The following is an 11,096-nucleotide window of genomic DNA, read 5'->3' on the forward strand; positions in this document are numbered from 1 at the left end:
CGAGCTGGGCACGCCCCAAACGGTGGCCGTGGCATAACTACGTCTGGGGTTTGGGGAGACTCAGTCTCAAACCGATTTATGCAACAAAGCCGCGCTATTGGGGTATAGTATTAATCCTCAAGGGGTGGCTCGATGATTAAAGATTTCAATTTTGATTTCAATGATGTCGATACAGCATTGAATAAACTTGTTCAGTTTTATGAGAATCTAACACCAGAGAGTCTTAAGGAGCTAGATTGCTACTATGCACCTGAAGCCTATTTCAAAGATCCCTTCAACGAGGTGTATGGGGTTTTCGCAATCATTAGAATTTTTGAGCATATGTTTGCTTCACTGCGAGAGCCACGTTTTGTGATTACCCAAAAATTTATACAAGCTAATAAGGCGTTTATTGAATGGGAGTTTCACTTTCAGATGCGGTACTTAGGAAAAAAAGATGTGCAATGCATTCATGGAAGTTCCTTTCTGATTTTCGATGCACAAGGGTTTGTGTCACATCATCGCGACTATTGGGATGCTGCGGAAGAACTCTATGAGAAAATTCCAATAATCGGTATATTAATGCGTTGGCTGCGCCGTTTGGCGTCCACTTAGTGGAGATATCTAGGTGGCATTGTTGAATTACAGGGGGTGTTGCCATACAGAGACTTCCCATCAGCGCTTGCTTTAAAGGGAAGTCTCTGTATGGCGACAACGCCCGATTCAGGGGCTATAGCTAGGCGTGTTAAAAGCAGCCAGGCCGTCAAAGGTGGTACTAGTTAACCATTCGATGATCTGATCGTGTGTGTACTGTCCTGACTCCTTAAGCAAACCTAACACAGGGTCACACGCGCGCGCGAATAGGGTGTAGAGCACTAGCTCAACAGGAAGCCTCGGTTGAAGTTGGCCTCCGGTTTGCGCTTCAATAATCCAGGTACTAAGACGGTTGCTCAACGCTATGAGGCGATCCATATATTCATCATTGGACTGTAGTGAAGCACTTAGGTTTGAGTTCTGTGCTGGCAATGAAGGCATTTCTCCCTCTAGTTGGACCTGCATAGCCCAGCGTGCAACGGCCTTGAGCTGATCTAGCGCGTTGATGGCCTTGTCTATGTGGATTGAATGTTCAGCCTTGCCGCGCAGCTCTTCCACGAAGCTCAGGGCGCGATCCAGTACACCGACCATGGCGGCTCCTGCCAACTCTTCCTTTGATCCGAATAATTTGTAGAGGCTGGCTTTAGCCATACCGGCTTCGGCTGCCACCTCGTCGACGGTCATTGCATCGTAGCCCTTGGTCGCCAAAAGCCGGTTTACAGCAGCGACGATGGCCTCTTGGCGGACACGCTGAATTTGATCCTTGATTGTTGAGCGAGCGTTCATGTCATGATTTTACGCCTTGCAAGATCAGGACAGATAACTTCTGGTGCAAAATTAGACTTTTTGGGATACAATATGAACTGCTTAGTTTAAATTTCATTCCTGTAGTTCTTTCGAGGGCTGGCTAGGGAGCATCAAGGGGCTGTCATGCATCGTATAGCTGTCGTTGGTTCGGGTGTTGCTGGTCTGGCCGCTGCGTGGCGCCTCGCAGAACATCCAATGCCTCATAGCGTGTGCTTGTTAGAGGCCGCAAGTCATTTCGGTGGGCATGCCAATACGGTAGACCTACACCTCGATGGAGAGAGTTATGGTGTTGACACAGGATTTTTGGTGTTCAACCGCTGTACCTACCCGCTGCTTTCAAGCCTCTTTGACGACCTGCAAGTAGAGGCAGCGACTTCGGAAATGTCCTTTTCCGTTCAAGTGCCAAATTCAGACGGTACAGAGGGTCTTGAGTGGGGCGGCAGCTCACTGAACAGTATCTTTGCACAACGCAAAAATCTCCTCAGACCTCGTTTTCTAGGAATGTTGCTGGAAATCTTGCGCTTCAACAGATTGACTACTGGCATCGCCCAACAGCAATCTGACGCTCAACTTGCGATGTCCATTGCGGATTTTCTGGATGCCCATGGTTTCGGCGACACGTTTCGCCGAGACTATCTACTACCGATGGTTGGCTGCATCTGGTCTTGTCCCACCGACCAAATGCTTCGTTTTCCCTTAGGCACACTAATCCGCTTCTGCCATAACCATGGTCTTATACAGATAGCAAACCGGCCCCAGTGGTACACGGTGCGCGGAGGGTCGCGGCAATATGTACGTAGCATGGTGGCTCGCCTGCAGCAGGACGCGCGCCATGAAGCTCGGCTTAACAGTCCCGTTTTAGGTTTAAAGAGAGAAAGACATGGCGTTAGTGTACTGACGCGCCATGGCGCAGAGCGGTTTGACGCCGTCGTTTTGGCATGCCACAGCGATCAGGCTTTGAAAATACTGGGCGACGATGTAACACAACGTGAGCGATCGGTGCTCGGCAGCATTCGCTATCAATCTAACGAGGCGGTGCTGCATACCGACACCGGCATTTTGCCTAAACGCAGAGAAGCATGGGCGGCTTGGAATTACGAGCGGGCTGTCAGTCATTCCATGGAAGAGGCGGGTGTATGCCTCCACTACTTGATCAACCGTTTGCAACCTGTGCCCTGGAAACAACCTGTATTAGTCTCGCTCAATCCAGCGCGACCAATCGCTGAACACGAGGTTCACGCACGCATGCAATACAGTCATCCGGTCTTCGATCTGCCTGCTGTACAAGCACAAGAGAGGATTGGTGAATTGCAGGGGTATCTTCGGACTTGGTTTTGCGGCGCATGGTGCGGCTATGGGTTTCATGAAGATGGACTGCGCTCGGGTCTTGAAGTTGCACAGGATGTGTCGAACTCGCTTGCAAGAATCAAGCCTGTACCTGTTTCTAGGGCCACAGAGGGGGCGCTATGAACGCTCGTCCTTTGATCGGTTTTGGCCAGATTTGGCATCGCCGGCTTCGACCCGTAGAGCATGAATTCCGTTACCCCGGATATTTTCTGCTGCTTCCAATGCGAAGCCTGCGTGAGCATCCCATTGCAATTTTGCGGCGCAATCGGCGCGGCTGGCTAAGTTTTCATGACTGCGACCATGGCGACGGTAGCCAGGACTCTCTAGCGTGGTTCGAAAAGCTGTTGCAGGAAGAAGGTATCCGGGACGCAGATGGAGAGATCTGGCTGCATACCTTTCCCCGCGTGCTGGGCTACGTCTTTAAGCCGGTGAGCTTCTGGTATGCACACCGAGGAGATGGCTCGCTAGCAGCAGTCCTGGCCGAGGTCAACAACACCTTTGGTGAACGTCATGCCTATCTTCTTGCCGGGCCTCAGCTCGCCTGGGATTGCGAGCAGGTGGCGCACAAGTGCTTTCATGTCTCGCCATTTTGCGAGGCCCAAGGAGAGTATCGCTTCCGCTTCAAACGCAGTGAAAGCTCACATTTAGCGCTTGTGGATCTCTATGACGAGAGAGGGCCGCTGCTGCGAACGGGCGTCGAAGGGGCACTGTGTCCCTTGAGCACTTTAACCGTGCGCCAGGCTTTCTTAGGCACGCCGCTGATGACACTCGGAGTCATTTTCCGCATCCACTGGCAGGCATTGCGCTTGTGGGCGAAGAAGCTTCCTTTCCATCGCAAACCACCTGCGCCCGAGCGCTTTGTCACACGATGAACACGACCACTATCCCCCTATTGAGCAAGTCCGCCGGCGCAGCAAACTCCCTGCCAAGCAGTGCCAGACGTGTCATGAAACTGCTGCAGCATTTGCAGCACGGTCAACTGGATCTGCAATTGCCTGATGGACGCGTGTGGCATTTCCCGAAGCGAATCGCAGAGGAACCAGATGCACGCTGTGCAATTCAGCACTGGGAAGCTTTGGATCGTATCCTGAGCTCGGGTGATATCGGACTGGCCGAGGGCTATATAGAGGGCCAATGGGACAGCCATGACCTCAGTGCTCTATTGCGTCTTTGCCTCAACAATCGCGACTACCTAGAGCAATTGGTGTACGGCCACTGGTGGGGGCGCCTGGGCTTTAGGTTGCGGCACCTGCTTCGCCGCAACACGCGTGCGGGCAGCGCCAAAAACATTCATGCCCACTATGACTTGGGTAACGATTTTTATACGCTATGGCTGGATCCGACCATGAGCTATAGTTCTGCCTGGTTCGATGGACTCAGCGGTGCTGACCTGCAAGCGGCAGACCTTGAGCAGGCACAGCGCACAAAAATAAGGCGGGCATTGCGCGAAACAGGACTGCAGCCTGGTCAGCGCCTGCTGGAAATCGGTTGTGGCTGGGGGGCCCTGGCAGAGACGGCGGCCACGGAATTTGGTGCGCAGGTTACCGGCGTCACCTTGTCGCGCGAGCAACTGCAGTGGGGTATGCAGCGCATCACACAAACGGGCTTGCGGGCACAGGTAGACCTGCGTTACCAAGATTACAGAGATCTGGTGACTGTACATTCCGTACAGCCCTTTGATGCGATCGTTTCCATCGAGATGTTCGAGGCCGTTGGGCATGAGTACTGGCGTACTTATTTCCAGGTGCTACGGGACTGCCTCAAGCCAGGCGGCTACGCTTGCCTGCAATCCATCACCCTGCGCGAAGAGCTTTTTGCACGCTATCTGCACTCCACCGACTTCATCCAGCAGTTCATTTTTCCAGGCGGTCTGTTGCCTAGCGTTAATGCCTTCGAGCAAGAGGCCAAACGCGCTGGCCTGACGGTGGAAAAGAAGATGAGCTTTGGCAAGGACTATGCAGAAACGCTCAGACGTTGGCGTCACGCCTTTGAGCAGCGCCTTGATGACGTGAGAAGCCTGGGCTTCGACGAGCGCTTTGTGCGCATTTGGAAGTTTTACCTGGCCTATTGCGAAGCGGCCTTTGATACTGGCAACACCGATGTCGTTCAGTTCACTTTGCGCAGGCCCCTCCATGCATGACATTCGACGGCGCCAAGCTTTGGCCTGGAGTGCCAGCCTTCTTGCTCCTACTCTGACTGCGATGACCAACGACATACTGGCAGCTACCCCTGCCGCGCCTATAGAGCTGAGCTCTACCATACCTTCCGCTCGCCTTTTGGGAAGCGGCGTCATGCGTTTTTTCGGACTGAGGGTCTATGAGGCCCGCCTTTGGGCTCCTAGTGGCTTCGAGCCGGCGAACTATGCGCGCCAGCCGTTCGCTTTGGAACTGATTTATGACCGCAAGCTGGAGGGCGAGGCAATCGCCGAGCGATCGGTGGCCGAGATGAGGCGCGTGGGTAGCTTCTCCGAACCACAGGCACGCCAGTGGCTGCTCATGATGAAGAAGGCATTTCCTGATGTCGCTGCGCAAGATCGACTCCTGGGCTTGACTGATGGCGCCGGCGATGTGAGCTTTTTCCACAATGGACGCGAGACCGCACGCATTCAAGATGCAGAGTACGCGCGCCTGTTTTTTGGCATCTGGCTGTCTGATCAGACTTCGGAGCCTGGCCTACGCGCTGCGCTGCTGGGCAAGGGCTGAGGAGACAACGACTATGCCCTCCGCCAGCTCAAGCCCATCGAAGCCGCTGCCCTGGCGTGAGGGACTCGCTTACGGAGGTCTCGGCGTGCCCCTGGCTTTCATGTCGCTGCCGCTGTACGTCAACTTGCCTCATCACTATGCAGCGGTCACAGGAGTGCCCTTGGCTGGCCTGGGGGTAGTACTGTTAGCCACCCGCGCCCTTGACGCGCTGCTCGATCCGGCTCTGGGACGCATGGCTGATCGCCTGCTGCATCGCGGACTGCATGCTGCGTGGCTGTCAGCGGTACTGGGCAGCGTGCTCATGGCATTGGGCTTCGCTGCGCTGTGGCATCCTCCTATCGGCAGCCAGGCCAGCCTGCTGGGCTGGCTGGCTGTGAGCCTGCTAGTCTGCACTCTGGCCTATAGCGCCGTAAGCATCTTGCACCAGGCCTGGGGCACGCGCTGGGGAGGTGAGCCTGTTTGGCGCGCGCGCGTGACCGCTTGGCGCGAAGGTTCCACTCTCGCTGGCGTGCTCCTAGCCAGCGTGCTGCCCACCTGGCTGGGTTTTGATGCAACCAGCATGGTGCTCATGATGGCGCTTGCCCTGGGCTTGCTGGGGCTGCATAGCCTGCAACGATCTAGTGCGATACCGACGTCCACCGTGCAACTGCATACCAGGCCTGCTCAGCCCTCACCATGGGCGGACACAAGTTTTCGCAGGCTGCTATCTGTATTCATGCTCAACGGCGTGGCAGCAGCAATACCCGCCACACTGCTGCCGTTCTTCGTGATAGATCGCTTGCAGGCGCCGGATCTGCAGCCAATGCTTCTATTGTGCTATTTCGGTGCCGCCGCTGCGGGATTGCCACTGTGGGTGAAGGCTGTCTCGCGCTGGGGGCTGGCGCCCAGTTGGCGCGCTGGCATGCTGGCGAGCGTGATCGCATTTTCCATCACCCCTTGGCTCGGGGCCGGCGACAGCTGGATCTTCACCATCGTCTGTCTGACAAGCGGACTGGCCCTCGGGGCAGATCTGGCGCTGCCCGGTGCTTTACTGACCGGCGTCATCCACGAGTCTGGTCACAGCGGCTCTGCAGAGGGACGCTATCTAGGCTGGTGGGCCTGTGCAGCCAAGCTCAATCTGGCCTTGGCTGCTGGACTGTGCCTGCCGCTTCTTGCCGCAATGGGATACCGCAGCGGCACGACCGACCCTGCCGGCTTGCAGGCGCTGGCATGGGCATATGCAGGCCTTCCCTGCCTGTTCAAACTGATGGCCTGGGCTTGCCTGTGGCGTGGCGAGCGCCTGCACCAATCTTGGAGACTGAAATGAAATCCATGACAAGCACTTTCTCGTTCCTGCCTTGGCGCCGCGCCGCAATAGGACTGACGTTCATGGGAATGCTGGCTGGCTGCGCGGGTCCGTCTGTGCAGGAATATGCCCTGGAGCGCCCAGAACTGGATCTGCGTCAGTACTTCAACGGACCGTTGACCGCTCACGGCTTGTTCACGGACAGATCCGGAAAAGTGGTCAAGCGCTTCACTGTGCATATGACAGGCAAATGGAACGGCGACGAAGGTGTGCTCGACGAACACTTTGTCTACAGCGACGGCAGCACGCAGCAGCGCATCTGGCACCTGAAGTATCTGGGTGATGGCCGCTATAGCGGAAACGCAGACGACGTGGTGGGGCAGGCTCAGGGTCAGACGGCTGGCAATGCCTTCCGGTGGAACTATGTGCTGGCCCTGCCAGTGAACGGCAAGGTCTGGAACGTCAGTATGGATGACTGGATGTATCTGATGGATGGGCGCACCATGCTCAACCGGGCGGCCATGAGTAAATTCGGTGTTCATTTGGGTGACGTGACGCTGTCCTTCATTAAGGATTAAGTGCTATGTCAGTACTGAATGCGAGACTGAACCCACCGATCGTCCACTGGAAAGGTAAATGCGTGTGGATTATTGGGGCCTCTTCGGGGATAGGAAGAGCAACGGCAGAGGCTCTTTATGCGCAAGGTGCTCGTGTTGTCGTATCTGCGAGAGATACCGCTGCACTGAAGGCATACACCGCAAGTCGCCCTGAGTGTCTAGCGTTACCGCTTGATGTGACTGTGTCCAATACTTTGTCCTCGGCTGTCCGAATTGTGCAAGATTTTTCCGGAGGGGTTCCTGATTTAGTGCTTTATTGTGCTGGCCGTTATCAGCCCCTACGAGCCACCGATTTTGATTTGGCTGAGATGAAAGAACATCTGAAAGTCAACTATATAGGAGCTCTGGATCTCCTCGATACGCTGATACCTGTGTTATTGAGGGCAGGGCGCGGACACCTAGCACTGGTGGGTAGTGTCGCAGCCTACCGAGGCCTTCCTATGTCGCTGGCGTATGGTCCAACTAAAGCTGCACTCAACAACTTGGCTGAAAACCTCTACCTTGATTTGCATCCAAGAGGTATCGGTATCTCCATAATAAATCCTGGTTTTGTAGACACACCACTAACCGCACAGAACAACTTTAGTATGCCGTCTCTTATGGCTCCTGAAGAAGCAGCGCTGCACATGCTGCGTGGGTGGAAGCATGGATATTTCGAGATGAACTTCCCTCGCCGCTTTACCCGTTGGGTAAAGCTTATGCGCTGTCTGCCCGACCGCTGGTACTTCTCGGCGGTGCGCCATATCACTGGTGCATGATTGTCGTAATAAGGAAAATATTTCGATTATTTCGTAATGAATTATTGAAAAATTAAAAAGACAAAGATGCATCCTGCTAAGGATTGACGAGTGCGCTCCTTAACTCCGAACTATCAAAAGACCGTTTATGCAAATCTCAATAAAATCTTTCATCCGTGCGACAGTGATAGCAGCAACGCTTTTCGGAGCCAATGCTATTTTGGCTGGTTGTGCAGTGACTGTTCCTGATGGTGTAAGGCCTGTGACGGACTTCGACATCAATCGGTATCTCGGCACTTGGTACGAGTTGGCACGTATCGATCACAAATTTGAGAAAGACCTTACTCAAGTATCTGCACACTACACCATGAATGCGGATGGTGGCATTACTGTTCTGAATCGTGGATTTGACTCAATCAAAAATGAGTGGCGTGAAGTAGAAGGCACGGCTAGATTTCTTGGGGCGGCTAATGTGGCTGCCCTCAAGGTTTCATTCTTTGGGCCATTTTATGGAGGATATAACGTTGTAATCCTCGATGATGACTACCAAACCGCACTGGTAATTGGTGAGAATAAGGAATACTTCTGGCTACTATCTCGAGACAAGAAAATGGATAAAAATCGGGTTCGTGAGTTGTTGGAGAAAGCCAGAGGGTTAGGTGTGGATGTGAATCGGATTGTCTTAGTGGCCCAGTAGTACTGCATTTTTGATGCCTCTGTTTTAATAATGACCTTGATTGGGTAATTTTCGTATAATTTGGAGTTGCGCATGAGAAATGCAGCTGCTTTAAACAAAGAAGTCCATTCAGATATGGTCAATAGTGCGCTTGTATGGATCCGCCGGGACCTGCGCTGCTATGACCACGCTGCGCTTTATCACGCGCTACGACGCTTTCAGCGCGTCTACTGCGCATTCGTTTTTGATACCGATATCCTCAACGCATTGCCAACCCGCAGTGACCGCCGAGTTGAATTTATTCATGCGAGCGTGTGCGAGCTCCATGGAGAGTTGGGGGCATTGGCGGCACGCAGCGGAGCGCCGGGCGGCGGCTTGATAGTACGACATGGCCCGGCAGTGGAGTGTATCGTTCAGTTGGCATGTAGCTTGGGCGTGCAGGAAGTGCTGACGAATCGCGACTACGAGCCAGCCTCCATTGCCCGAGACAGGTGCGTAGCAGAGGCACTGCGTGTGGAAGGCATTGCATTTAGCGATTACAAGGATCAGGTATTGCTTGAGCATGAGGAAGTGCTCAATCAGCAAGGCAAGCCGTATAGCGTATTCACCCCATACAAGCGTGCCTGGCTACAAAAGCTTGATGCATTTCAGCTCACTCCCTATCCAGTGGAGCGCTATGCAAGGCATCTAGCTCCCCTGCCTACAAAAGAGGAAATACCAGGGCTTAATGAAGTGGGCTTTACGACCACCAACCTACACAGCCTGCCTCTGCCTACAGGTACGCGCGGTGCTTGCCAGCTGCTGGAAGATTTTCTGCCGCGAATGGCAGGATACAAGGAGGCACGGGACTTTCCCGGGCGCAAAGGAGTATCCTACCTTTCGGTGCACCTGCGCTTTGGAACCGTTTCCATCCGCCACCTGGCGAGGCTAGCAATGCAGCAGGCTGTCGTTGGGTGCGAGGGAGCACAGACATGGCTTTCCGAACTTGCGTGGAGAGACTTCTACTTCATGATCTTGCGGCATCACCCGCACGTAGTCACGCATTGCTTCCGTGCGGAGTATGACCGTGTTCAGTGGGATGAAGCACCAGAGTTATGGCAGGCTTGGTGCGAGGCAAGCACTGGCTACCCTCTCGTGGATGCAGCCATGCGCCAGTTGCTACAAACGGGCTACATGCACAACCGCTTGCGGATGGTGGTGGCGAGCTTCCTCACGAAGGACTTGGGAATCGACTGGCGTCGGGGAGAGTACTTTTTTGCTCAGCATCTGAATGACTACGACCTGGCTGCAAACAATGGCGGCTGGCAATGGGCTGCATCTACCGGGTGCGATGCCCAGCCTTGGTTTCGAATCTTCAATCCAGTGACGCAGTCGCAGAGATTTGATCCTGATGGCAAGTTTATCCGGCGCTATCTTCCCGAGCTGGCTCAGGTCCCTGACCAGCATATTCACTTTCCAGCAGCCATGAAGCCGCTGGAACTGCAAGCATGCGGGCTGCAGCTTGGCCTGGACTATCCATTACCGGTGGTGCAGCACGCCAGCGCTCGTGAGCGCACGCTGATGCGCTTTCACTTTATGCGCAGCCAGGACTGACGATGCCAGGATTGGTGACCGCGCAAATCATTGCCGAGTATGCGGCCCTGATTTCTCTGAGCATCTCCACTCTAAGCGGCCTTGTTGCATAAATCGGTCTGAGGCTGAGTCTCCCCAAACCCCAGACGTAGTTATGCCAGGGCAACCGTCTGGGGCGTGCCCAGCTCGGTGAAGCGATTGAGGATGGATGCCCGAATGTTGAGCTCGACTACTTGTCGCTCAAACGTCCTGGACATCACCTTCTCACCCAAGCGCTTGAAGCAATTCATCTTCGTCTCCACCAGTGATCTGCGGTGGTAGCCGCTCCAGCTTTTCCAGATGGCACGACCCAATCGCTTGCATGCCTTGACTGCCTCATTGCGATAGGTGACCCTGCGGCTTTTGCTTGGCTTCGCAGCCCAGTTGGACGAGGCGCTCATCAAACGAGAACTCGTCCACCAACGTATCTCGGGCAGTACCAGCGCTGAGTATCAGGCCCTCTGTACCCAGCTACAGGCTTTGCAAAAACGCAAGCCGCAATTAGAGAAGATTGCTCGAGATGCCCGTGACGCTGTTGTACGGGCCCAGACGGTACTGGACGGGTTGACCGAGGAATGCGATGCCAGAATTCTGCAGCTTGAATACTGTTGATTTCCACGCAGAAATGACCCAGTAAGCCCCGGGAGGGGATGCGGATAAAAACTTGGACTGGTTTACGCCGCAAGTCCAAGGCTCGCCCGGTATTCGACAGGGCTGAGAGAGCCAAGGGATATCTTGATC

Annotated in this window: 11 protein-coding genes and 1 pseudogene; 10 read left to right on the forward strand and 2 right to left on the reverse strand. The window is 54.4% G+C overall.

From position 1 onward, the window contains the following. Window positions 1–132 precede the first annotated feature (132 nt). Complete coding sequence (locus HNP33_RS20380) at window positions 133–594, forward strand: nuclear transport factor 2 family protein (RefSeq protein WP_184711701.1); 462 nt, start codon at window positions 133–135, stop codon at window positions 592–594. 108 nt (window positions 595–702) lie between these two features. Here the strand turns inward: HNP33_RS20380 and HNP33_RS20385 are convergent, their stop codons facing one another. Next, entirely contained in the window at window positions 703–1,359 is a 657-nt protein-coding gene (locus tag HNP33_RS20385) for a TetR/AcrR family transcriptional regulator (protein WP_184711700.1), read from the reverse strand. Between the two features lie 144 nt (window positions 1,360–1,503). Here HNP33_RS20385 and HNP33_RS20390 point away from each other — a divergent pair, with 144 nt between their 5' ends. The 9 genes from HNP33_RS20390 to HNP33_RS20430 all read left to right on the forward strand — a co-directional run bounded on the left by HNP33_RS20390 (window position 1,504) and on the right by HNP33_RS20430 (window position 10,337). Then, window positions 1,504–2,850: an NAD(P)/FAD-dependent oxidoreductase gene (locus tag HNP33_RS20390; RefSeq protein ID WP_184711699.1), complete on the forward strand. Its 1,347-nt coding sequence runs from the start codon at window positions 1,504–1,506 to the stop codon at window positions 2,848–2,850. Next, window positions 2,847–3,599: a DUF1365 domain-containing protein gene (locus HNP33_RS20395; protein ID WP_184711698.1), complete on the forward strand. Its 753-nt coding sequence runs from the start codon at window positions 2,847–2,849 to the stop codon at window positions 3,597–3,599. Before HNP33_RS20390 ends, HNP33_RS20395 begins: the two co-directional genes overlap by 4 nt. Next, on the forward strand, window positions 3,596–4,867 hold the full coding sequence (locus tag HNP33_RS20400; protein WP_184711697.1) for an SAM-dependent methyltransferase: 1,272 nt from the start codon (window positions 3,596–3,598) through the stop codon (window positions 4,865–4,867). Before HNP33_RS20395 ends, HNP33_RS20400 begins: the two co-directional genes overlap by 4 nt. Further along, window positions 4,860–5,429, forward strand: coding sequence for a chalcone isomerase family protein (locus HNP33_RS20405; protein ID WP_184711696.1), 570 nt, complete (start codon window positions 4,860–4,862; stop codon window positions 5,427–5,429). Before HNP33_RS20400 ends, HNP33_RS20405 begins: the two co-directional genes overlap by 8 nt. Before the next feature lie 13 nt (window positions 5,430–5,442). Then, window positions 5,443–6,735 carry an MFS transporter gene (locus HNP33_RS20410; RefSeq protein ID WP_184711695.1) on the forward strand — a complete coding sequence of 431 codons (1,293 nt, stop codon included), beginning with the start codon at window positions 5,443–5,445 and terminating at the stop codon, window positions 6,733–6,735. Continuing rightward, window positions 6,732–7,292 (forward strand): DUF3833 domain-containing protein, encoded by a 561-nt coding sequence (locus HNP33_RS20415; RefSeq protein ID WP_184711694.1) that lies wholly within the window; start codon window positions 6,732–6,734, stop codon window positions 7,290–7,292. The genes HNP33_RS20410 and HNP33_RS20415 overlap by 4 nt, the downstream gene beginning before the upstream one ends. A gap of 5 nt (window positions 7,293–7,297) precedes the next feature. Next, window positions 7,298–8,089, forward strand: coding sequence for an SDR family NAD(P)-dependent oxidoreductase (locus HNP33_RS20420; RefSeq protein ID WP_184711693.1), 792 nt, complete (start codon window positions 7,298–7,300; stop codon window positions 8,087–8,089). Window positions 8,090–8,216: 127 nt separating this feature from the next. Next, window positions 8,217–8,765 carry a lipocalin family protein gene (locus tag HNP33_RS20425; RefSeq protein ID WP_184711692.1) on the forward strand — a complete coding sequence of 183 codons (549 nt, stop codon included), beginning with the start codon at window positions 8,217–8,219 and terminating at the stop codon, window positions 8,763–8,765. 114 nt (window positions 8,766–8,879) lie between these two features. Further along, on the forward strand, window positions 8,880–10,337 hold the full coding sequence (locus HNP33_RS20430; RefSeq protein ID WP_184711702.1) for a cryptochrome/photolyase family protein: 1,458 nt from the start codon (window positions 8,880–8,882) through the stop codon (window positions 10,335–10,337). A 131-nt stretch (window positions 10,338–10,468) separates the two neighbouring features. On the opposite strand, the pseudogene HNP33_RS20435 reads toward HNP33_RS20430, so the two are convergent. After that, window positions 10,469–10,702 (reverse strand): annotated as a pseudogene (locus HNP33_RS20435) (IS5/IS1182 family transposase); the annotation flags it as partial. Window positions 10,703–11,096: the final 394 nt, after the last annotated feature.

It is taken from the genome of Comamonas odontotermitis (assembly GCF_014207855.1).
Taxonomy (GTDB): Bacteria; Pseudomonadota; Gammaproteobacteria; order Burkholderiales; family Burkholderiaceae_C; genus Comamonas; species Comamonas odontotermitis_A.